Source organism: Actinacidiphila sp. bgisy160 (genome assembly GCF_057707815.1).
Genome location: NZ_JBYIQW010000055.1, coordinates 28428 through 51100, shown reverse-complemented (window position 1 = coordinate 51100; position 22673 = coordinate 28428). Strand labels below are relative to the sequence as shown.

The 22673-nt window shown below is 73.0% G+C and carries 19 protein-coding genes; 11 read left to right on the top strand and 8 right to left on the bottom strand.

What is annotated here, in order from left to right; genetic code table 11:
* Positions 1-48: 48 nt before the first annotated feature.
* Both AC3EUJ_RS30690 and AC3EUJ_RS30685 read left to right on the top strand, forming a co-directional pair.
* Positions 49-1680 (top strand): glycoside hydrolase family 13 protein, encoded by a 1632-nt coding sequence (locus tag AC3EUJ_RS30690; protein WP_431967103.1) that lies wholly within the window; start codon positions 49-51, stop codon positions 1678-1680.
* 31 nt (positions 1681-1711) lie between these two features.
* On the top strand, positions 1712-2749 hold the full coding sequence (locus AC3EUJ_RS30685) for a LacI family DNA-binding transcriptional regulator (RefSeq protein ID WP_431967093.1): 1038 nt from the start codon (positions 1712-1714) through the stop codon (positions 2747-2749).
* 225 nt (positions 2750-2974) lie between these two features.
* Here AC3EUJ_RS30685 and AC3EUJ_RS30680 read toward each other — a convergent pair whose 3' ends face one another.
* Positions 2975-3124 carry a hypothetical protein gene (locus tag AC3EUJ_RS30680; RefSeq protein ID WP_431967101.1) on the bottom strand — a complete coding sequence of 50 codons (150 nt, stop codon included), beginning with the start codon at positions 3122-3124 and terminating at the stop codon, positions 2975-2977.
* 447 nt (positions 3125-3571) lie between these two features.
* Here AC3EUJ_RS30680 and pulA point away from each other — a divergent pair, with 447 nt between their 5' ends.
* From pulA to AC3EUJ_RS30665, 3 genes are all read left to right on the top strand, one after another.
* On the top strand, positions 3572-9001 hold the full coding sequence (pulA, locus tag AC3EUJ_RS30675) for a pullulanase-type alpha-1,6-glucosidase (protein ID WP_431967091.1): 5430 nt from the start codon (positions 3572-3574) through the stop codon (positions 8999-9001).
* A 215-nt stretch (positions 9002-9216) separates the two neighbouring features.
* Positions 9217-9993, top strand: a complete 777-nt coding sequence (locus AC3EUJ_RS30670) for a TNT domain-containing protein (protein WP_431967089.1) — start codon at positions 9217-9219, stop codon at positions 9991-9993.
* A gap of 11 nt (positions 9994-10004) precedes the next feature.
* On the top strand, positions 10005-10355 hold the full coding sequence (locus AC3EUJ_RS30665; RefSeq protein ID WP_431967087.1) for a hypothetical protein: 351 nt from the start codon (positions 10005-10007) through the stop codon (positions 10353-10355).
* Between the two features lie 82 nt (positions 10356-10437).
* On the opposite strand, the gene AC3EUJ_RS30660 is transcribed toward AC3EUJ_RS30665, so the two are convergent.
* Together AC3EUJ_RS30660 and AC3EUJ_RS30655 are read right to left on the bottom strand one after the other, a co-directional pair.
* The gene (locus AC3EUJ_RS30660) at positions 10438-10944 is read right to left on the bottom strand and encodes a GNAT family N-acetyltransferase (protein WP_431967085.1); all 507 of its coding nucleotides are present in this window, start codon (positions 10942-10944) and stop codon (positions 10438-10440) included.
* Positions 10945-11116: 172 nt separating this feature from the next.
* On the bottom strand, positions 11117-13084 hold the full coding sequence (locus AC3EUJ_RS30655) for a hypothetical protein (protein ID WP_431967083.1): 1968 nt from the start codon (positions 13082-13084) through the stop codon (positions 11117-11119).
* Between the two features lie 497 nt (positions 13085-13581).
* On the opposite strand from AC3EUJ_RS30655, the gene AC3EUJ_RS30650 reads away from it, so the two are divergent.
* Positions 13582-14106 (top strand): DUF1203 domain-containing protein, encoded by a 525-nt coding sequence (locus AC3EUJ_RS30650; protein WP_431967081.1) that lies wholly within the window; start codon positions 13582-13584, stop codon positions 14104-14106.
* Positions 14107-14165: 59 nt separating this feature from the next.
* Here the strand turns inward: AC3EUJ_RS30650 and glnII are convergent, their stop codons facing one another.
* On the bottom strand, positions 14166-15185 hold the full coding sequence (glnII, locus tag AC3EUJ_RS30645) for a glutamine synthetase (RefSeq protein WP_431967079.1): 1020 nt from the start codon (positions 15183-15185) through the stop codon (positions 14166-14168).
* Between the two features lie 299 nt (positions 15186-15484).
* Between glnII and AC3EUJ_RS30640 the strand changes: the two genes are divergently transcribed.
* Genes AC3EUJ_RS30640 through AC3EUJ_RS30630 form a run of 3 tightly spaced genes read left to right on the top strand, consistent with a single transcriptional unit; the run spans position 15485 to position 17191 of the window.
* The gene (locus tag AC3EUJ_RS30640; RefSeq protein WP_431967077.1) at positions 15485-15859 is read left to right on the top strand and encodes a 5-carboxymethyl-2-hydroxymuconate Delta-isomerase; all 375 of its coding nucleotides are present in this window, start codon (positions 15485-15487) and stop codon (positions 15857-15859) included.
* Between the two features lie 2 nt (positions 15860-15861).
* Positions 15862-16731, top strand: coding sequence for a Gfo/Idh/MocA family protein (locus AC3EUJ_RS30635; RefSeq protein WP_431967075.1), 870 nt, complete (start codon positions 15862-15864; stop codon positions 16729-16731).
* Between the two features lie 58 nt (positions 16732-16789).
* The gene (locus AC3EUJ_RS30630; protein ID WP_431967073.1) at positions 16790-17191 is read left to right on the top strand and encodes a hypothetical protein; all 402 of its coding nucleotides are present in this window, start codon (positions 16790-16792) and stop codon (positions 17189-17191) included.
* A 6-nt stretch (positions 17192-17197) separates the two neighbouring features.
* Here AC3EUJ_RS30630 and AC3EUJ_RS30625 read toward each other — a convergent pair whose 3' ends face one another.
* A complete protein-coding gene (locus AC3EUJ_RS30625) occupies positions 17198-17638 on the bottom strand; it encodes a hypothetical protein (RefSeq protein ID WP_431967071.1) in 441 nt (146 codons plus the stop codon).
* Positions 17639-17815 carry a hypothetical protein gene (locus tag AC3EUJ_RS30620; RefSeq protein WP_431967069.1) on the bottom strand — a complete coding sequence of 59 codons (177 nt, stop codon included), beginning with the start codon at positions 17813-17815 and terminating at the stop codon, positions 17639-17641.
* Between the two features lie 71 nt (positions 17816-17886).
* On the opposite strand from AC3EUJ_RS30620, the gene AC3EUJ_RS30615 reads away from it, so the two are divergent.
* Together AC3EUJ_RS30615 and AC3EUJ_RS30610 are read left to right on the top strand one after the other, a co-directional pair.
* Positions 17887-18909 (top strand): NADPH:quinone reductase, encoded by a 1023-nt coding sequence (locus AC3EUJ_RS30615; RefSeq protein WP_431967067.1) that lies wholly within the window; start codon positions 17887-17889, stop codon positions 18907-18909.
* Positions 18910-18981: 72 nt separating this feature from the next.
* A complete protein-coding gene (locus tag AC3EUJ_RS30610; RefSeq protein WP_431967065.1) occupies positions 18982-19566 on the top strand; it encodes a TIGR03086 family metal-binding protein in 585 nt (194 codons plus the stop codon).
* Here the strand turns inward: AC3EUJ_RS30610 and AC3EUJ_RS30605 are convergent.
* The gene (locus AC3EUJ_RS30605; RefSeq protein ID WP_431967064.1) at positions 19556-20392 is read right to left on the bottom strand and encodes an undecaprenyl-diphosphate phosphatase; all 837 of its coding nucleotides are present in this window, start codon (positions 20390-20392) and stop codon (positions 19556-19558) included. The genes AC3EUJ_RS30610 and AC3EUJ_RS30605 overlap by 11 nt on opposite strands.
* 500 nt (positions 20393-20892) lie before the next feature.
* On the bottom strand, positions 20893-22671 hold the full coding sequence (locus tag AC3EUJ_RS30600; RefSeq protein WP_431967062.1) for an FtsX-like permease family protein: 1779 nt from the start codon (positions 22669-22671) through the stop codon (positions 20893-20895).
* Positions 22672-22673 lie beyond the last annotated feature (2 nt).

Below are 22673 nucleotides of genomic sequence, written 5' to 3'. Positions count from 1 at the left end.
CCCCTGCCTCATCGCCGTACCGAGCCTTCCATCCTCCAAGGGATCACCATGACCCAGTACCTGGCGGACACCACCCGTCACCCCCACACCTCCGACCAGCCCGTGGCCGCCACGGACTGGTGGAGAGACGCGGTCATCTACCAGGTCTACCCCCGCAGCTTCGCCGACGGGAACGGCGACGGCATGGGTGACATCCCCGGCATCCGCGAGCGGCTCCCCTATCTGCGCGACCTCGGCGTCGACGCCGTCTGGCTGAGCCCCTTCTACGCCTCCCCCCAGGCCGACGCCGGCTACGACGTCGCCGACTACCGGGCCATCGACCCGATGTTCGGCACCCTCCACGACGCCGACGGCCTGATCCGCGACGCCCACCGGCTGGGCCTGCGGATCATCGTGGACCTCGTCCCCAACCACTCCTCCGACCAGCACGAGTGGTTCAAGCAGGCGCTGCGGGAGGGCCCCGGGTCCCCGCTGCGGGCGCGCTACCACTTCCGCCCCGGCAAGGGCGAGAACGGCGAACTTCCCCCCAACGACTGGGAGTCAGTCTTCGGCGGCCCCGCCTGGACCCGCGCCGCCGACGGCGAGTGGTACCTGCACCTGTTCGCCCCCGAGCAGCCCGACTTCAACTGGGAGCACCCGGCCGTCCAGGACGAGTTCCGCTCGATCCTGCGCTTCTGGCTGGACATGGGCGTCGACGGCTTCCGCATCGACGTCGCGCACGGCCTGGTCAAGGCCGACGGCCTGCCCGACATCGGCGCCCACGAGCAGCTCAAGCTCCTTGGCAACGATGTCCTGCCCTTCTTCGACCAGGACGGCGTCCACGAGATCTACCGCTCCTGGCGGCGCATCCTCGACGAGTACGACGGCGAGCGCATCGCGGTCGCCGAGGCATGGACCCCCACCGTCGAGCGCACCGCCAACTACGTCCGCGCCGACGAACTGCACCAGGCCTTCAACTTCCAGTACCTCGGCACCAAGTGGAACGCCGCCGAGCTGCGCGAGGTCATCGACCGCTCACTCGACGCCATGCGCCCGGTCGCCGCGCCCACCACCTGGGTGCTGTCCAACCACGACGTGGTCCGCCACGCCACCCGGCTGTCCTCCGACGGCAGGACCTACGACCTGCGCCGCGCCCGCGCCGCCTCGCTGCTGATGCTGGCCCTGCCCGGCTCCGCGTACGTCTACCAGGGTGAGGAACTGGGCCTGCCCGAGGTCATCGACCTGCCCGACGAGGCCCGCCAGGACCCGGCGTTCTTCCGCGCCGCCGGCCAGGACGGCTTCCGCGACGGCTGCCGCGTGCCCATCCCGTGGACCGCCGAAGGCACCAGCCACGGGTTCGGCAGCGGCGGCAGCTGGCTGCCGCAGCCCGAGGAGTGGGCGGGCCTCAGCGTCGCCACGCAGACCGGCGACCCCGGCTCCACCCTGGAGCTGTACCGCTCCGCCCTGCGGCTGCGCCACGACCAGCAGGGGCTGGGCGCGGGCGAGTCGGTCCAGTGGCAGGACGCCCCGGAGGGCGTGCTGTCCTTCCGCCGGCCCGGGTTCGCGTGCACCGTCAACACCACCGACGCGCCGGTGACGCTGCCCGTGCCGGGCGCGGTGCTGCTGGCCAGCTCGCCGGTGGAGGTCACGGCGGGCGGGGTCGTCGTCCCGGCCGACACGACCGTCTGGTGGGCCGTTTGACGTGCGTCGCGGTCGCATAGGGTCTGGAGTTGTGAACACCACAGCCCGACTTGCCGACATCGCGGCCCAGGCGGGGGTCAGCGAGGCCACCGCCAGCCGCGTGCTGAACGGGAAGGCGGGGGTCGCCCCCGCCACCCGGCAGAAGGTGCTGGCCGCACTGGACGTGCTCGGCTACGAGCGTCCGGTGCGGCTGCGCCAGCGCAGCGCCGGCCAGATCGGGCTGATCACCCCCGAGCTCAACAACCCGATCTTCCCCGCCTTCGCCCAGGTCATCGAGCAGAACCTGACCGGATACGGCTACACCGCGGTGCTGTGCACCCAGCACCCCGGCGGCTCCACCGAGGACGAACTGGTGGAGGCGCTGGTGGAGCGCGGGGTGCGCGGCATCGTCTTCCTGTCCGGTCTGCACGCCGACGTCACCGCCGACCCCGAGCGCTACGCCCGCCTCCTCGGTCAGGGCGTGCCCTACGTCCTGGTCAACGGCTACAACCCGGCGATCGCCGGGCCGTACATCTCGCCGGACGAGCGCGCCTCGGCGCGCATCGCCGTCCAGCACCTGGTGGAGCTCGGCCACCAGCGGATCGGCCTGGCCGTCGGACCCAACCGCTTCGTGCCCGTGCACCGCAAGGTCGAGGGCTTCGTCGAGGCCCTCGGCACCCTGCTCGGGCTCGGCGAGGAGCAGGCCGCGGAGTACGTCCAGCACACCCTCTTCTCCGTGGAGGGCGGCCACGCGGCCGCCGGGGCGCTGCTGGACAAGGGCTGCACGGGAATCGTCTGCGGCAGCGACCTGATGGCGCTGGGCGCGGTGCGCGCGGTGCGGGAGCGGGGGCTGGCCGTCCCCGGGGACGTCTCGGTGGTCGGCTACGACGACTCGCCGCTGATCGCCTTCACCGACCCGCCGCTGACGACGGTCCGCCAGCCGGTCGAGGCGATGGGCGCGGCCGCCGTGAACACGCTGCTGGAGGAGATCGGCGGCAACCCGGTGCAGCGCTCGGAGTTCGTCTTCCAGACGGAGCTGGTCGTCCGCGGCTCGACGGGCCAGGCGCCCGGCGCCGGACGGCGTTCCTGAGAGCGTTCCCCACGGCGGGGCCGGCCGGCCTCACGCGTGCCGCGTGCGGGTGTTGAGGCGGGCCCTGGACCTGCCCCGGGCGGGGCGCAGCGGGGTGGCTTCGTCGGTCCTGGGCCCGTCTCCGTCTCGGTGGCGACCGGTCCGGCCGGCCGGGCGCGTGGGACCCGCCGTTCAGGGGCGGACCCCCGGCCGGCCGAACCGGGCCGAAGAGGAACGTAACAGCCGTTACGGCCAGGACGGAAGGCCCCTGCAGAAACTTTCTGCAAGATTCTGCAGGGGCCTTTCGAAAGGGCGTGACCGCAGGTGGGAGGCCACATTGCGGTCGTGAAGGGGTCGGCTCAGGGCGCGATGCCCACGCCGTCCAGACGGTTCCAGGCGCGCTCCCGCGCGGCGGACAGCGCCGGCCAGTGCCGGCCCCGGGCCGCGGGTACACCCGGGAGGCGTAGCGCCGCGGGACGCACCCCGGCGTCGAACGCCGGGCAGGAGGCCGTGCCGCGACCGTGGCGGGCGCGGGCTTGTGGCCGGTCCGTACCCAGGCCGCCGGGGACCGCGTCGCGGCGGCGTACTCCAAGGAGCTCGGCTCGCCGTGCTCGCTCTCCCGCGTGAAGTTCCGCACCAGCAGCCGCCCGCGGTGGGCGTCCTTCAGGGCGCCGGGAGGTCGCCGTCGTGCCGTTGGAAATCCTTGCGACATCTTGCTGTAAGGCCTTCGCGAGGGGTACGGTCCCGGTCACGGTCCGGCACCGCTGCCGGGCGAAGGCTCATGGCGCGTGGGCTCCCAGAGGTACAACCGTCCGCACACGGATTCCGCAAGGAGAACACCCCGTGGCCCAGCACACCGGGCTGCCCGCGTCCGCGCGCCCACGCGCGCGCAGACGCGGCGCCGCAGCCGTCGCGGTGGCGGCCCTCGCCGCCGCCCTCGCCGTCCCCGCCTCGGCCCCCGCCGCCTCGGCGGCGGCCCCGCCTCCACCGCCCTCCGACGCGGCCCTCGCCGCGCAGCCCGCGCGTCACGACCTCACGCGGGAGCAGTTCTACTTCGTGCTGCCGGACCGTTTCGCCAACGGTGACGCGTCCAACGACAGGGGCGGTCTGACCGGCACCCGGCTCAGCACCGGTTACGACCCCACCGACAAGGGCTTCTACCAGGGCGGTGACCTCAAGGGGCTCACCCGGCGGCTCGACTACATCAAGGGCCTCGGCACCACCGCGATATGGATGGCGCCGATCTTCAAGAACCGGCCCGTGCAGGGGACGGGGGATCAGGCCTCGGCCGGCTACCACGGCTACTGGATCACCGACTTCACCCAGGTCGACCCGCACTTCGGCACCAACGCCGACCTCAAGGCGCTGATATCCAAGGCCCACGCCAAGGGCATGAAGGTCTTCTTCGACGTCATCACCAACCACACCGCCGACGTCGTCGACTACGACGAGAAGTCCTACGGCTACCTCTCCAAGGGCGCCTTCCCCTACCTGACGAAGGACGGTGTGCCCTTCGACGACAGCGACTACGCGAAGGGCGGCAAGGCCTTCCCCCCGGTCGACCGCGACTCCTTCCCCCGCACCCCCGTCGTCACCGCGAAGAGCAAGGTCCCGGCCTGGCTCAACGACCCGGCGATGTACCACAACCGGGGCGACTCCACGTTCGCCGGCGAGAGCTCCGACCAGGGCGACTTCTCCGGCCTGGACGACCTGTGGACCGAGCGTCCCGAGGTCGTGAAGGGCATGGAGGAGATCTACGAGAAGTGGGTCCGCGACTTCGCCGTCGACGGCTTCCGCATCGACACCGTCAAACACGTCGACCTGCCCTTCTGGACGCAGTGGGCCACGGCGCTGGACGCCTACGCCGCGAAGCACGGCCGCGACGACTTCTTCATGTTCGGCGAGGTCTACTCCGCCGACACATCCATCACCTCCCCGTACGTCACCCAGGGCCGCCTCGACTCGACACTCGACTTCCCCTTCCAGGACGCCGCCCGCCAGTACGCCTCCCAGGGCGGCTCCGCAGGCAGGCTCGCCTCGGTCTTCGGTGACGACTACCGGTACACGACCGACAAGGCCAACGCGTACGAGCAGGTCACCTTCCTCGGCAACCACGACATGGGCCGCATCGGCACGTTCCTCAAGCAGGACAACCCGGCGGCCGGCGACGCCGAGCTCGTCAAGCGGGACCGGCTCGCCAACGAGCTGATGTTCCTCTCGCGAGGCAACCCGGTCGTCTACTACGGCGACGAGCAGGGCTTCACCGGCGCCGGCGGCGACAAGGACGCCCGCCAGACGATGTTCGCGTCCAAGGTCGCCGACTACCTCGACGACGACGAACTGGGCACCGACCGCACCCACGCGAGCGACGCCTACGACACCGTCGCCCCGCTCTACAAGGCGATCGCGAAGCTCGCCGCGCTCCGCAAGGCCCACCCGGCGCTCGCCGACGGTGTCCAGACCGAGCGTTACGCCGCCGACGGCGCCGGGATCTACGCCTTCTCGCGCACCGATGCGAAGACCCGCACCGAGTACGTGGTCGCCGTCAACAACGCGGCGCAGGCGCGTACCGCCGACGTTCCCACCGGCTCCGCGAACACCGCCTTCACCGCCGTCTACGGCACGGACGGCTCCGTCACCAGCGGCTCCGACCGGAAGATCGGTGTCACCGTCCCGGCCCTGTCCGCCGTGGTCTACAAGGCGGCGAAGCCGCTCGGCGCCCCCGCCGCCCGGCCGGCCCTCACCCTGAACGCCCCCGCCGCGGGTGCCACCGGCACCGTCGAGCTCTCCGCCGACGTCGACGGCGGGCAGCTGAACCGGGTCGTCTTCGCCGCGCAGACCGGCAACGGGCCGTGGAAGGTCCTCGGCTCCGCGGACCACGCGCCGTACCGGGTCACCCAGACGGTCGGCGACGGCGTGACGCCCGGCACCGCGCTGCGGTACAAGGCCGTCGTGATCGATTCCGCCGGCCGGACCGCCGCCGCCACCGCCGAGACCACCAGCGGGACCCCGGCCCCGCCGCAGACCCCGGTGGCGAGCAGCCGCGACTACGCGGTCGTCCACTACAAGCGGGCGGACGACGACTACACCGACTGGCGCCTGTACGCCTGGGGCGACATCGCCGACGGCGAGGGCACCACCTGGCCGGCCGGCCACGACTTCATCGGCCGCGACGCCTACGGCGCCTTCGCCTACGTCAAGCTCAAGCCGGGCGCGTCCAGCGTCGGTTACCTCGTCATCGACAAGGACGGCAACAAGGACGTCGCCGCCGACCGCTTCATCGACGTCACCAAGACCGGTGAGATCTGGGCCGAGCAGGGCAAGGAGGCCGTCCTCACCGAGGCCCCGCCCGGCTCCGAGCCCGGCCAGGACAAGACCAAGGCGGTCCTGCACTACCACCGCGCGGACAAGGACTACGCGGGCTGGGGCCTGCACACCTGGACCGGCGCCGCGAACCCCACCGACTGGACCGCCCCGCTGCAGCCGGTGCGGACCGACGCCTACGGCGCCGTCTTCGAGGTGCCGCTCGCCGCGGGTGCCACGTCGCTCAGCTACATCATCCACAAGGGCGACACCAAGGACCTGCCCGCCGACCAGTCGCTCGACCTCACCGCCAGCGGACACGAGGTGTGGCTGCTGAACGGCACCGAGAAGTACCTGCTGCCCGCCACCGCCGGCTCCTCCGCCGACCTCGACCCGTCCTCGGCCAAGGCCCAGTGGATCGACGCCGACACCGTCGCCTGGAAGACCGGCGACACCGCGGCCAGCGTCCAGCTGGTGTACGCCCCGGACGGCGGCCTGGCGATCAAGGACGGCGCCCTCACCGGTGAGGGCCACTGGCTCCGTCTGCAGCGCGTCGCGGGCGGCCTGACCGAGACCCAGAAGGCCCGCTTCCCGCACCTGAAGGACTACGCCGCCTTCACGATCGACCCGCGCGACCGCGACCGCGTCCGCGCCGCCCTCACCGGCCAGGTCGTCGCCACCCAGCGGCTCGCCAACGGGGCGCTGCTCTCCGCCACCGGCGTGCAGATCCAGGGCGTCCTGGACGACCTGTACGCCGCCAAGGCGACCAAGGCAGTGCTCGGGCCGGTCTTCACCTACGGCAAGCCCACCCTGTCCGTGTGGGCCCCGACCGCGCAGTCCGTCGCCCTGGACCTCGACGGGCGTACCGTCCCGATGCGGCGCGACGCGTCCACCGGTGTGTGGAGCGTGCACGGCGAACGCGCCTGGACCGGCAAGCCGTACCGCTACCTGGTGAAGGTCTGGGCACCCAGCGTGCAGAAGGTGGTCACCAACAAGGTCACCGACCCCTACTCGGTCGCCCTGACCGCCGACTCGAAGCAGAGCCTGGTCGTCGACCTCGACGAGGCGTCCCTCGCCCCGAGCGGCTGGTCCGGCCTGGCCAAGCCCAAGGCCGTCGGTCTCAACAACGCGCAGATCCAGGAACTCCACATCCGGGACTTCTCCGTCGCGGACACCACCGTCCCCGCGAAGGACAAGGGCAGGTACACCGCCTTCACCGACACCGGGTCGGCGGGCATGACGCACCTGAGGGAACTCGCGAAGGCCGGGGTCTCCTACGTGCACCTGCTGCCGGCCTTCGACTTCGCCACCGTCGCCGAGAGGAGCGCCGACCAGGCCACCGTCGACTGCGACCTGGCCGCCTACCCGGCCGACTCCGACAAGCAGCAGGAATGCGTGGCCGCGGTCGCCGCCAAGGACGCCTACAACTGGGGCTACGACCCCTTCCACTACACCGTCCCCGAGGGCTCCTACGCCACCGACCCCGACGGCACCAAGCGCACCGTCGAGTTCCGGAAGATGGTGCAGGGGCTCAACAAGGCCGGACTGCGGGTCGTCATGGACGTGGTCTACAACCACACCGCCGCGAGCGGCCAGGACGACAAGTCCGTCCTCGACAGGATCGTGCCCGGCTACTACCAGCGCCTGCTGGACGACGGCACCGTCGCCAACTCCACCTGCTGCTCCAACACCGCGCCCGAGAACGCGATGATGGGCAAGCTGGTCGTCGACTCGATCGTCACCTGGGCCAAGGAGTACAAGGTCGACGGCTTCCGCTTCGACCTGATGGGCCACCACCCCAAGGCGAACATCCTGGCCGTCCGCAAGGCCCTGGACGAGCTCACCCCCGCCGAGGACGGCGTCGACGGCAAGAAGATCATCCTCTACGGCGAGGGCTGGAACTTCGGCGAGGTCGCCGACGACGCCCGCTTCGTGCAGGCCACCCAGAAGAACATGGCCGGCACCGGTGTCGCCACCTTCTCCGACCGGGCCCGCGACGCGGTCCGCGGCGGCGGTCCCTTCGACTCCGACCCCGGCGTCCAGGGCTTCGCCTCCGGCCTGTTCAACGAGCCGGGCGGCTCCGCCGCCAACGGCAGCGAGGCCGAACAGCGCGCCCGCCTGCTGCACTACCAGGACCTCATCAAGGTCGGCCTCACCGGCAACCTGAAGTCCTTCTCCTTCACCGACAGCAGCGGCAAGGAGGTCACCGGCGCCGAGGTCGACTACAACGGCTCGCCCGCCGGCTACGCGGACGCCCCCGGCGACGCCCTCGCCTACGTCGACGCCCACGACAACGAGGCCCTGTACGACGCGCTCGCCTTCAAGCTGCCGAAGGGCACCTCGCCCGCCGACCGGGCGCGCATGCAGGTGCTCGCCGAGGCCGTCCCGGCCCTCTCCCAGGGGCCCGCGCTCTACCAGGCGGGCTCGGACCTGCTGCGGTCCAAGTCCCTGGACCGCAACTCGTACGACTCCGGCGACTGGTTCAACGCCATCCGCTGGGACTGCTCGGCGGGCAACGGCTTCGGCCGCGGCCTGCCGCCCAAGGCCGACAACGAGTCCAAGTGGTCCTACGCCAGACCGCTGTTGACCGCGGACACGCTCAAGGTCGGCTGCGCCCAGATCACCTCGGCCTCGGCCGCGTACCGGGACCTGCTGCGGATCCGCTCCACCGAGCCGGCCTTCGGGCTGACCTCGGCGGCGCAGGTCCAGGAGCGGCTCTCGTTCCCGCTGTCGGGGAGGAACGAGACCCCGGGCGTGATCACCATGCGGCTCGGCTCGCTGGTGGTGGTCTTCAACGCGACCCCGAAGGCCCAGGACCAGCGGGTCACCGCCCTGTCCGGGAAGGGCTACGCCCTCCACCCGGCGCAGGCCGCGGGCTCCGACCCCGTGGTGAAGCAGGCCTCCTACGACGCGGCCTCCGGCACCTTCACCGTCCCGGGCAGGACGGTCGCGGTGTTCGTCGGGAAGTAACGACACGCTCCGTCACCGCCCGGCCGGCGCCCCGCTCACCGCGGGCCCCGGCCGGGCGGTGCTGCGTACGGGCGAAGTAGGTGGCCATCCGGATGAATCAAGGGCGTGGCGGCTCCGGACGAGGCACCGGTAGGGGTACGTATTCGCGCGGTTCCGGTGACGCAGTGTGACTGACGCCCCGGAAGGCCTCATTCCCGTCGTCCCCAGGAGGACCCTTGAAGCGGCGCCAGCGAATAGCGCTTTCCAGCCTTCCCGCCCTGCTCGTCCTGCTCCTCAGCACCCTCACCGGCGCGGTCACGCCCGCGCACGCCGAGGACTGGGGCCCGGGCGCAAAGCCCGCGGCCACCGCCGAGCGCCCGGGGCCGGGCCACGGACCCGGCCCGGTGGCGGGCGGTGGACCCGGCCAGGTCGCGGGCTCCCCCGGGCGTCTGCCCGGCGGCCCGGAGAACCCCCGCATCTGCGTCGGTGCCACCTTCACCAGTCCCAAGTTCTTCTGCGGTGACCCCCGGCTCGGCCCGCGTGAACTGCCCACCAAGGGCCTGCTCGGAACGATCCTGGCCGGCTACCGGCGCCTCGACGGGCAGAACGCCAACGGTTTCCTGGGCACCTGGTGGAACTTCACGACGAACGAATACAAGTTCCCGCCCGCCGGGACCAACCCCGACGGTTTCCGCACGGACTTCCCTCCCGTCGACCTGGTCCTGAGCGTCGGACAGAAGATCGACCGCTTCGGCAACGAGAACGGCAGGTTCCTCTCACCGGCGGGCTCGCCGTTCTCCCAGCGCGCCATCCCCCCGTCGAACCTCAACACCTTCGACGCGGGTTACCCCTTCAACTACCACCTGTACAAGGTCGTCAAGCCCTTCACCGTCCAGGCGGGACCCGCGGAGCCCTGGTTCGGGCAGCCGGGCAACGGACTGCAGTACGTACTGTTCCAGGGCGACACCGTGGCCAAGCACGTCGCCAACGGTGACCTGATCCGCCTGAACTGACGGGCCCGACCATGGACCGACGCGAGCTGAGCGAGGCGCTCGCCTCCGCCCGGGTACCCGGCGGGCTGTACGAGATTCCCGGCTTCCACGAGTTCGACCTGAGGCCCCCGGACTTCAGGTACCTCCGGCAGGAGGGCGGCGCGTGGGTGGTCGGCAACTACGAACGGGGTGTGTACGAACCGCACCGGCACTTCGACACCGAGGACGCGGCCTGCCGCTACCTCTACGACCGACTCACCGACACGGGGCCCGGTCCGGGGCCCGGCTCCGACGAGGAGATGGAGGCCGTCGTGCGTGACCGGGAGGAGATCCAGCGCGCGGCCCATGACGCCTTTGAGCGGGCCCGGCGCCGGGAGACCTGATTTGGGAACCTCGTCGGCCGCGGACGGCGGAGCGGCCCGCCCCCGAACCTCCGGGCGGGCCGCTGCGCTTCGTGCCGTGCGCCTACAGCTTCTTCTCCAGCAGGGTCACCGCGTACGGACTGCCCTTGCCGCCCTGCTTGTGCGGCTGCTCGCCGACGACGGTGTAGCCCACGCCCTCGTAGTACGCCCGCAGCCGCGGGTTGCGCGCCACGCAGTCCAGCCGCGCGTACGGGCGGCCCCGCTCGGCGATGCGGCGCTCCGCCCGGTCGAGCATGGCCCGGCCGGCGCCGCGCGGCGCGGTCGTGCGGTCCACCATGAGGCGGTGGACGTAGCCCGCGTCCGGCGGGCGTACCCCCCAGGCGTGCTCGTCGGCCCACCACAGCTCCCAGGCGCCGACCACCCGGCCGCCGTGTTCCGAGAGCCAGACCTCGCCCTCCGCCATACGCGTGCGGAAGTGCTCCTCGTCCATCTCACCCGGCCTCCACTGGTCGATGCCGTGCTCCTGCATCCAGCGGGCCGCGTCGTCGCGGAGGCGAACCAGCAAGGCGGCGTCGTCGGGCAGCGCGAGACGGAAGGAGAGGTCGTTCATGCCCCTATTTTCACAGGCCCGCCTCCCGGACAACGCCGGGCCGACCCCCGAGCACGACAGGCCGCCCCAGCCCCGCCCGTAACCGAACCCTTCGCGCAGGAAAGGGCTACCGAGGGCACGGGCGGCCGCACCTCCCGCGGAGCAGGCCACCGGGACGGGGGAGGCGGGGGGCTCAGCGCAGCGTCGTGAGCGCCGCGCCCGAGTCGAGCACCGCCGACAGCTCGGCCCGGGCGCCCTGTGCGGCCCGGACCGCCATCGTCGAGCCCTTCGAGGCGCCGGTCACGCCGCCCGTGGCCTTGATCCGCGCAACGTCACGGCTGCCCGCCGCCAGCAGGTACCAATGACCGGCCGTGGACTTCCACAGCGCCCCGGCCAGCACCTGCGGCACGGCCCGGCCGCACGCCCCGCCGTCCCGGCCGCTCTGGCCCACCGGCGCGCCCGGGGTGCCCGGCTCGGACACCGGGGGCAGGAACAGCGCCAGCGCCCGGCCGTCCGTGCCACGCCAGGTGTCGGCGCGGGCACAGACCCACGACGCCTGCCCGTTGTCCTCCGGCAGCCGCTGCGTCGCGTACCGCCAGACGTTGACCGACCGGGTGCCCAGGCCGCTCATGGAGGAGAGGTTGCAGGCCGTACGGGCCACGTAGGCCAGCGCCGTGGGGCCGGTCGCCTCGAGCGGCGCGCCACCCTCCGGCGGCTGGTACGTCAGGTGCGCCGGCACGAGGTCGCCGAGGTCGGTGAGGAGGAACGGCCGGTCCACCCCGAGCCCCCCGGCGGCCCGGAACTGCAGCGCCGGCCAGGTGTCCCCGCACACCCCGGGACGGCTGTCCGCACCGGGCATCCGCACCGGTTCGGTCACCCCGTCCGCCGTGCGGTCCAGCTTCGCCGCGGCGCGCCCGGGGTCGCGCAGGTCCCGGGAGGCCGCCCCGGCGATCCAGGGGGCGGTCAGGAAACGGGTGTTGCCGTCCGTCCGGCCGAGGACCACGGCCGCCGTGGTCACGCCCGCGCCGTCCACCCGGGCGAAGTCCAGGGCCGCCGAGCCCCCGCCGTCGAGCGGCTCGGCGTAGCGCACCAGGCGCAGGCCGTCGTACATCAGCACCACGGCGGCGCCGTCCACGTCCCCCGCGTACAGCAACTGCGGCTGCTGCGCGGGCAGTCCCTCGTCGGTGCCCTTGGTGGCCGACACGGCGACCCGGGCGGAGGGGTGCGCCCACACCGCCATCGCCCGGCCCAGCAGCGCCTGGTCGCCGGCCCGCCCGCCGCGGGTCGGCCAGGCCGTGAAGTCCACCCGGGAGGCGCGGGTCCACGCGGTGTCCTTCACCCGTGTCAGCTTCGCCGGGTCCAGCAGCCCAGCGGTCCCGTAGGCGCCCGGCGACCCGCCGGCCGCGTACGGGTCCTGCCCTCCCGTCAGCACCGCGACCAGGGTCGCGGTGACGGCGATCGCGCCCGCCGTGACGAGGCCCACCCGCACGTGCTGCCGCCTGCGCAGCAGATCCGTCGGCCGGGCCTGCACCGTGCACGGGTCGAATCCGCTGCCGCCCAGCAGCAGCCCCTCCGGTACGGCCCTGGCGGCCTTCAGCGCGCCCCGCGGGTCGGCCACCCCGGAGGCCACCAGCAGCCTGCGCACCTCGCGGCCGTCCGCGTGCCGGGGCCGCTCCAGCTCCAGCAGCGCGTAGGCCGCGCGCCCGGCGGCGTTCAGCCCGGACAGCGCCCGGTCCAGCTCAGCCTCGTCCGTCCCCGTCGCCTTGGTGTGCAGCCGCAGGCCCCAGACGTACGGCGCCGGGCCGACCACCAGCGCCCTGCGCAGCCGGCCGCGCCATCCCCGCTCGCGCCCGAACGCCAGTGCCGTGTCCAGCACTTCCTGCCGCACCAGGGCGTACGCCGGGTCCACGGTCCCCCGCGGTCCGGGCACGTCCACCACGGCGGGGTCAGGTTCGCACGGTGAGCGCGGCAGCGCGCCCTGCGTCAGGGTGTGGGCGGTCAGCACCCTCCGGTGCCGGCCGAGCGACGGCGGCAGCGTCAGGTACGCCAGCCGGACCAGGTGCGGGTAGTTCTCGACGAGTGCGGCCTCCGCCTCCTCGACGTCCACGATCACGGGTGCGCCGTGCCGGGGACGGGTGGCGGTCGCGTGCTGGGCGTTCACCCTCCGTAGAACGAGTGAATCCTGGGATGGTCACCCCGCCGCCCGTGTCCCGCACGCGGCGCGGGAGCGGCCAAGTGCCCTTGGGGAGGCCGTTGTCGGTGCCCGGGACCACGATGGCCGCATGCATGAGACGGACTGGTCAAACCTGTTCCACGCCTACGGAGCCGCCACGGACACCCCGCGGCATCTGGCCGCCCTGCGCACCGGACCGGAGGCGGACGTCCGGGCCGCCCTGGACCACCTCAACGGGGCGATCGTGCACCAGGGCACGCCCTGGCCCGCCCCGACGGCCCCGCGGCCCGGGCCGCCACCCCGGTCCAGCGGGCCTACGCCGCCGCCCTGGCCGCCCACGACACATTCTGGGACCCGCGCGGCGGCAACCGGGGCGCCCTCTTCGCCCGGCTGGGGCTGCCCGACGACCGCGCCGCCTGGCAGGCGGTGAGCGCGACGTCCGAATCCCGCCGGAGCCCGTGACCGGTACCGGCGAGGCTGGCGGCATGGAAACCCACCGCATCGCGTACGTGGTCCGGGCCATCGACCCGGCCGTGGCGGAGGAGTTGCGCGGCACCGACGACGCAGGTCTCGTCCCCCGCCCCGAGCCGGACCCGGAGGGGGGCGCCCCGCTCCGCTGCTGCCTGCGACACTCCGCACCGGGGGAGCGGATCTCGCTCGCGGCCTACGCGCCGCTGCGGCGATGGGCCGCGGCGACCGGGGCGGACCCCGGCCCGTACGCCGAGACCGGGCCGGTCTTCGTGCACGCCGCCGCCGCGGACTGCCCCGGCCCGCCGGGCACCCCCGGTTATCCCGCCGCCCTCCACGGCGACCTGCGGGTCTTCCGCTGCTACGACGCCCGGGGCCGCATCCTGGGCGGCCGCCTCGTCCGGCTGACCGCACGCGAGGTCGCCGCGGGCGCCGCCGACGCCGTGCTGGCGGCCCGGTTCGCCGATCCGCGGGTCGCCCTGGTGCACGTACGGGCCGTGGAGTACGGCTGCTTCCTCTTCGAGGCCGTCCGCACACCGTGACCGAACACGCCGAGGGCGCCCGGCGTGTGGACGGGCGCCCTCGGGGACGGTGCGGAACGTCAGACGAGCTCGGCCTTCTCCAGCGCCGAGCAGCAGGTGTCGACGATGAGGCGGGTGACGACGTAGGGGTCGACGTTGGCGTTGGGCCGGCGGTCCTCGATGTAGCCCTTCTTGTCGACCTCGACCTGCCACGGGATGCGCACCGAGGCGCCGCGGTTGGAGACGCCGTAGCTGTACTCGCTCCAGGGGGCGGTCTCGTGGGCGCCGGTCAGGCGGGCCTCGACGCCGGAGCCGTAGTTCTTGATGTGCTCCATCGGCTTGTCGTCGCGGCCGAGGGCCTCGCAGGCCTCGATGATCGCGTCGTAGCCCTCGCGCATGGCCTTGGTGGAGAAGTTGGTGTGCGCGCCCGCGCCGTTCCAGTCGCCCTTGGCCGGCTTGGGGTCGAGGGTGGCGGAGACGCCGAACTCCTCGGCGGTGCGGTAGAGCAGCCAGCGCGCGACCCACAGCTGGTCGGCGACCTCCAGCGGGCTGAGCGGGCCGACCTGGAACTCCCACTGGCCGGGCATGACCTCGGCGTTGATGCCGGAGATGCCCAGGCCCGCGGCGAGGCAGTTGTCGAGGTGCTTCTCGACGATCTCGCGGCCGAAGATCTCGTCGGCGCCGACGCCGCAGTAGTAGCCGCCCTGCGGGGCCGGGTAGCCGGCCTCGGGGAAGCCCAGCGGGCGGGAGCCCTGGAAGAAGGTGTACTCCTGCTCGATGCCGAACAGCGACTCCTGGCCCGCGAAGCGCTCGGCGACCGGGCGCAGCAGGGCGCGGGTGTTGGAGGCGTGCGGGGTGTCGTCGATGTTGAACACCTCGCACAGCACCAGCAGGTTGTCGCCGCCGCGGATCGGGTCCGGGTACGTGGCGACCGGCTTGAGCACGCGGTCCGAGCTGTGGCCCTCGGCCTGGTTGGTGCTGGAGCCGTCGAAGCCCCACACGCCGGGCTCCGCGCCGTCGGCGAGGATCTTGGTCTTCGAGCGCAGCTTCGCGGTCGGCTCGGTACCGTCGATCCAGATGTACTCGGCCTTGTAGCTCACGGGCGTCATCCTTGTTGGCGTGGGCCTTGCGGGGCGGGTGGTGTTGCCGCTGCAGCGTCACAACTTGCGATTTCGCATCCATTGCCCGTGTGTTAACCCGATGTGAACGCGCCGCCGTCTCACCCGCCGGACACCCCGGCCCCGCGTCCGGGAGGCCCCGCGCAGCGGCTCCGGCCGCTCTCGGGGCGAGTGCCGAAACCCCCGTGTGTTCGAGGTTGTCGGCGATCCGCGCCCGCCGCCCGGCCCCCCGGTGACGGGCCCCCGCGGACCGCCGTGACCAGGGACGTAGGGTGTGTGCCATGCCTCACATCACCGTGGACTACACCGGCAACCTCGCGGACGCGTTCGACCGGCGCGGCTTCGCGACCGCGTTGCACCCGCTCGTCGCCAAGATCATCGACACCAGGGTGGAGGCGTGCAAGACCCGCTTCCGCCGGTCCGACGAGTACGTCCTGGCCGACGGCGCGCCCGAGCACGCGCTGGTCCTCGTCCAGTTCGCCGTCCTGTCCGGGCGCACGCCCGAGGCCAAGACCCGGCTGAGCGAGGCCGTCCTGGAACTGCTGGGCGCGCACCTCGCGCCGACGCCGGGACTGAGCGTGCAGACCGCCGTCGACGTCGTCGACCTCGACCGCACCTGGTACCGCAGCCACACCGAGCCGGCCGGGGAGCGGTGACCATGCGCATCGGACTGCTCGGCACCGGCCCCTGGGCGGAGATCGCCCACGGCCCCGCCCTCGCCGCCCACCCCGACGTCGAGTTCACCGGGATCTGGGGCCGCCGCCCGGAGGCCGCGGCCGCGCTCGCCGCGACCCTCGGCACCCGCGCCTACGCCGACGTGGACGAGCTCATCGGCGAGGTGGACGCCCTCGCGATAGCCCTGCCCCCGGACGTGCAGGCCCCGCTGGCCGCGCGCGCCGCCGAGGCCGGCCGGCACCTGCTGCTCGACAAGCCGGTCGCGACGACCGTGGCCGACGCCCGCCGCGTCGCCGACGCCGCCGAGGCGGCCGGGGTCGCGTCGGTGGTCTTCTTCACCCTGCGCTTCGACGCCACGAGTTCCGCCTGGATCGACGAGCAGGCCTCCCTGGACGGCTGGTTCACCGCCCGCGCGGAGTGGCTCGGCTCGGTGTTCACCTCCGGCGACAGCCCCTTCGCCGACTCCCCCTGGCGGCGCGAGAAGGGCGCGCTGTGGGACGTCGGACCGCACGCGCTGTCCGTGCTCCTCCCGGTCCTCGGGGACGTCACCTCGCTCACCGCCGTCCAGGGGCCCGGCGACACCGTGCACCTGGTGCTGCGGCACGACAGCGGCGCCTCCAGCACGTCGGCGCTCAGCCTCACCGCCCCGCCGGCGGCGGCCGGCATGACCGTCGAACTGCGCGGCACCACGGGGGTCGCCTCGCTCCCCGGCCGCGCCGACGGGCCCGTGCCCGCCTTCGGCAACGCCATCGACGCCCTGCTCACGGCCGTGCGCACCGGCGTCCCCCACCCCTGCGACGCCCGCTTCGCGGCGCGAGTGACGGAGTTGCTGGCCTCGGCCGACCCCGCGTGACGCGCCGTCAGGGACAGGACCCTGGCGGGCGACTTGCGAAGTGCCTATCGTTTTGGGTATGGCAGCGGACTGGTGGTCCATCGAGGTCCTCAACGCCAGCACACCCGCCGCGGCATGGCGTGACGCGTACGCGTCGACGCTCGTGGAGTCGGCGGTCACCAACCGTGCACTGGCGTGGGAATGGCACACGTACAGGTGGGGCGTCGTCTTCGAGTTGTGCTTCCGGGAAGAGGAGCACTGGCTCGGGTGGCGCGCCCTGCCCGGCACTCGCGCGGCGCTCGACGCCGTCCCCGATCCGGTCTCCGGCGTCCTGGTCCACCGAGGTCGCGGCGGCACCAGCGGAGCCTTCGTCCCCCGCGCCCCGCATCGGTCGCCGGGCGCGGCCGCGGTGGGTCTCCCCGAGCCGGCGCCGGAACCGCCCGGCGCGGCCGTCCTGTGCGAACGGGCCGCGCGCGCCTGACGCCGCTCAGCGCGCACCCCTCCGTGCCTTCGTCTGCCGCGGCCACGCGCGGCCCGTCGTCTCCACGGCCGCGGCCCGCAGCAACTCCAGCACCGCGGCCGCGGGATGGCCGGCGAACTCGGGGAACCACCACCGGTGGTACTCGTTCCAGTAGCTCACGGCGCGGCGCTCGGTGACGGCGAGGAACTCCGGGTGCTCCGCGGCGAAAGCGCCGTGGACCCTGCGCGCCTCGCTCCCCGGGACGAGGGCCTCCGTGAGCCGCGTACGGATGTCCGCGACGATTTCCCACACGTACTCGCCGGCGAGCCGCACCATGAACGGCACCGCCCAGGGCTCGGCCACCCCGGCGACGTGCGCCGCGTGCCGCTGCCGCACGTACCCGTCGTGATGCACCGCGGACAGACAGTGCAGGACGAGGCGCTGCCGGGGGGTGAGCGCGGCCGTCACTCAGGGGTCCGGTTCGCCGTGGTGGAGGCGCACGGGGATTCGCACGCCGCCGCGGACCTCCCAGCGGGGACCCAAGGACGCCGGCGGCAGCAGGGCGGTGACGGCGCGCACGTCCGGCCCGAGCGCCGCGGGGAACGCGGCCTCCAGGGACGGCGGATCAGCGGGCGCGGAGGACACCGGCCGACCCTACCCGTACCGGACACCGCGCGGCGGGAAGAATGCGCGTCGGTGGGGGCCTTGTACGGATAATGAAGGCCATCGTGTACATGGAAGGCGGCGGCCCCGAGGTGCTGCGCCTGACCGAGCGGCCGGTGCCGCAGCCGGGTCCTGGCGAGGTGCGGGTACGGGTCGAGGTGTCGGGGGTCAACCCGACGGACTGGAAGTCGCGGCGCGGCGGTCCGCCCGCCATGGTCGCGGAGCAGGTGCCGGACCAGGACGGCGCCGGGGTGGTCGACGCGGTCGGGGAGGGCGTCGACCCCGGGCGGACCGGTGAGCGGGTGTGGTTGTGGGAGGCCGCCTGGCAGCGGGCGGACGGCACCGCCCAGGAGTACGTGACGCTCCCCGAGGCGCACGCGGTGCCGTTGCCCGATTCCGCGTCCTTCGACCTGGGCGCCGCCCTCGGCATCCCCGCGATGACCGCGCACCGCGCGCTGACCGTGGCGGAGCACGGCCCCACGCGGCTCGCGCCGGGCGCCCTCGACGGCCGGACGGTCCTGGTCGCGGGAGGCGCGGGCGCGGTCGGCCACGCGGCGATCCAGCTCGCCCGCTGGGCCGGGGCCTCGGTGGTGACCACGGTCAGCGGCCCCTACAAGGCGGACCTCGCCCGAGCCGCGGGCGCGCACCACGTCGTCGACTACCGCAGGAGCGACGCCGCCGCGGAGATCCGCGAGGCCGCCCCCGGGGGCGTCGACATCGTCGTGGAGGTGTCCGTCGCGCAGAACACCGCGCTCGACCTGGCGGTGCTGGCGCCCGGGGGCGTCGTCGCCTACTACGCGGACAACGGCGGCGCCGAGTTCACCCTGCCGGTACGGGAGAGCTTCGCGCGCAACCTGCGCTGGCAGGGCGTGCTCGTCTACACCATGCCGGACGCGGCCAAGGCGGAGGCCGTCGCTGCCCTGACGGCCGCGCTCGCCGACGGGGCCCTGCGGGTCGGCGAGGACGCGGGGCTGCCGCTGCACCGCTTCCCGCTGGAGCGGACCGGCGACGCCCACGCGGCCGTGGAGGAGGGGGCGGTGGGCAAGGTGCTCGTGGACGTCCGGGCCGGCGCGTAGCCACGCGGGACCGGGGTGCGGCTGTCGCGTTTGTTCAAGACCGGCCGCCGCCCGTCTCCGCAGGATGGACGCATGACCGAACTGCACGCGTTCATGATCGAAGCCGCCGCCGAGGCCGCCCGGGTCGCCCGCGGCGTGGGCGGCGACCCCGCCCGGCTGTCCGCGCCGACCCCGTGCGGGGAGTGGGACACCCGCACGCTGCTCAACCACTGGATCCTCTACACCTCGCACGGCCTGGAGCACCGGGCGCTGCGCGAGCCACTGCCCGAGGAGCTGACCACCCGCGACTTCACCGCCGCCCCGGACTGGGCCGGGGCGTACGCGAAGCGGCTGGACCACGCCGTCGCGGCGTGGGCGGTGCCGGAGGTGTGGGAGGGCGAGATCGACCTGGGGTACGCGAAGATGCCGGCCGCCGAGGTCGCCTCGATGATCATCAAGGAACTCGCCGTCCACGGCTGGGACGTGGCCCGCGCCACCGGCCAGGAGTACCGCTGTGGCGAGGGCCTCGCCACGTTCGTCCTGGAGGTCGTCGACCGGTACGCCGAGGTCTACCGCCGCTACGAGGGGTTCGCCGCGCCCGTCACGCTCCCGGACCCGGCCGCGGCCGGCGCCTTCGAGCGGGCCCTGGCCCTGTCCGGCCGTACGCCTACGCGGTGATGACGTCCGTGCCGAGCAGGCCGAAGAGCAGGACGCCGATCACGATCCGGTAGACGATGAACGCGTTGAACGAGTGCTTGGCCACGAACTTCAGCAGCCAGGCGATCGACGCGTACGCGACGACGAAGGAGACGACCGTCCCGACGACGAGCGGCGCCGTGTCCACCCCGGCGCCGAGCGCGTCCTTCAGCTCGTACAGACCCGCGCCGGTCAGCGCGGGGATGCCCAGGAAGAAGGAGAGCCGCGTCGCGGCGACCCGGTCCAGGTCGAGGATGAGCGCGGTGGACATCGTCGCGCCGGAGCGGGAGAAGCCGGGGAAGAGCAGGGCGAGGATCTGCGAGGAGCCGACGAGCATCGCGTCCTTGAAGGTGGTGTCGTCCTCGCCGCGCTTGTGGCGGCCCATCTGGTCGGCCGCCCACATCACGCCGCTGCCGACGATCAGTGAGCCGGCGACCACCCACAGTGAGGCCAGTGGGCCCTCGATGAGCGGCTTGGCCGCCAGTCCGACGATCACGATCGGGATCGTCGCGAAGATCACCCACCAGCCGAACTTGTAGTCGTGGTGGTACCGCTCCTCGCGGTTGACGATGCCGGTGAACCACGCCTTGCAGATCCGGACGATGTCCTTGAAGAAGTAGACCAGCACGGCCGCGATGGCGCCGGACTGGATGACCGCGGAGAAGGCGACGACCGCCTTGTCGTCCACCGGGATGCCCATCAGGCCCTCGGTGATCTTCAGGTGGCCGGTGGACGAGATCGGGAGGAACTCGGTGACCCCCTCCACGACGCCGAGCACAGCTGCCTGACCGATACTGATGGCGCTCATGGGACCCATCTCTGCGGAGTACGTGGCATGCCCGGGCCTGCACCGGCCGGAGCCCTACGGAGTGTAAGAGAAGTCCCGTGCCCCCCGCGAACCAGGTCCGCCCCGGCGGCACGCCCCGGCCGCACGTCCCCGCGGGCGGAGACCTCACGATCACGGGTGCGAGTAGTTGAGGTACAGAAAGTGCCGGTGGGCTTGCTGGGCCGGCACACGATCCCGTGGCGTTGCTGGGCTTCGGCGATACCCGCTGGGCGCCACGTGCCGCACGTCGCTGACACCTCAAGGCCGGGTACGGGTAAAGGCCGAGGCGTACGGAACGTTCACGGCGGTGCCCACGCACCCGGAGCTGGAGCGGTGCGGTGGCCAGGGCGAGGGCGACCCGGCGGGCCGATCCCGCCCTCGCGCCGGCGTTGGCTCAGCCGCAGGAGTCCCGCCACCGGCTCGCCCGCGCGATCTGCCACGACGAGGACGAGTACTGATCGGCGGCCCCGGTGAAGGGGCCATCAGGCCGGCTCGGCGTCGAGGACGCGCCCGGCCGGGGCGCGGGTGTGCGCCCACGCGGGCAGCGCGGTCAGCGCCGCGGCGGCGAGCAGGACGGCGAGCACGGCGGCGAGCAGCCAGGCTCGCGGGGGCGTGACCTGGGTACCGAAGATCCAGTACAGGCCGAGGCCGGCCGGGATGCCCACCGCCACCCCCGGTACGGCGGGCAGGAGCCCGGCGACGCAGAGCGCGGAGACGACCTGGCCGGGTGTGGCGCCCAGGGTGCGGGCCACGGACAGGGCTCGCCGGGCCTTTACGGCAGTGCTCAGGCCGAGAAGCACGGTGTTGAGCGTGGACATCGCCACGAGCGCGAGCGTCACGGCCAGCAGTACCCGACCGGTCTGGTCGGCCCGTACATCGATGGGACCGAAGTGGGTGAAGTCGGGCCGCGCGGCCAGTTCGGTGTGCCAGGCGAGCAGGGCGGTGACCATGAGCATGGTGGCGGCCGTGCCGGCACCGGCCAGGATGGCGGGGCCGGGTCGACGTGCGAGCAACCGGATGCCGAGCAGCAGTGACGTGGGCAGATAGGCCGTCACGGCATTGAGGCATGGGCGTCGCGTGGGCAGATGTGCTGGGTCGGTCAGGGCGTTGACGGTACTGGTTCGGGCCGCGCGCAGGGCAGGACGAAGCGCGCCCGTCACCGCGATGACGACAGCGAGGAGGACTGCAGCGAAGACGGTACTGAAGTCCGGAGGGCCGACTGTGTTGAGCAGCCCGGCGCTGGGGTCGACCAGGAAAGGCGCGGCAAGGGTCCCGGAGGTCAGGCCGATCGCGGTTGCCAGGAGGGTGAGCAGGAGGTGCTGCGCGAGCAGGGCGGCGGTGACGGTGGCAGGTCCGGCGCCGACGGCCTTGAGCAGTGCGGCACGCCGGTTGTCCCGGGCGGCGCGTGCTGTCGCGAGTGCGGCGAGGGTGACGATCGCGGCGACAGCGAGCAGCCAGCCGCCGACGACCAGGGCGGGCTGGATGTTCCTGATCATGGCCTTGTCGGTCTGGAGGATGTCCTGCCAGCCATGGGTGTTGACCCAGTCGTCGGCCTCGCTCCTGCCGGCGGACGCGGTGTCCATCCAGTGCCCCGCCGCGGTGGGATCGTTCAGCTTCAGATAGATCAGGTGGACTCCGGCGTCTTCGCCCGACGCCCTACGGGTGTCTGCGGAAGCGAGCCACATCCTGCCCCCGAAGTCGGACGTCCCGGGCCCCTGCGCGTCGTCGCTCCACGGATACACCGAGGTGGCCGCGCTGATCGCGGTTCCGAGGACCGGGTAGTCGCGTCCACTGACGGTGACGTGGTCACCGACGCTTACGCCGAGTGCTTTCGCGAAGCCGCGTTCGAGCACTGCGCCGCCGGGCCGCACCCAGGTGCCGGACGTCACCAGCGGCTGGTCCACCGCGGCATCTTGAGAGGGGTCGCGCCCTTCGACCGCGGTGTGCGCACTCTTGCCCTGGGCCTTGATGTACGTGTCGAACGCGAAGACGGGCTCGGCCTGTTCGGCCACGCCGGGAGTGTCCGCGAGGCGTGCGGCCACGCCGGACGGATCGGCGGACGTCGTGACGGCGACGATGTCGGGCCCCGCGGTGGCCTCGCGCGTCTTCTGGTACCCGGTGTCGACGGCGTTGCTGGTCGCAAGGCCGAGGGTCAGGCTCGTACTCGCGATGGTGACGGCGAGCAGGTAGACGAATGCCTCGCCGGGGCGACGGCGTATGTCGCGCAGCACCAGGCGCCCTATCAGGAACAGCTGTCCCACGG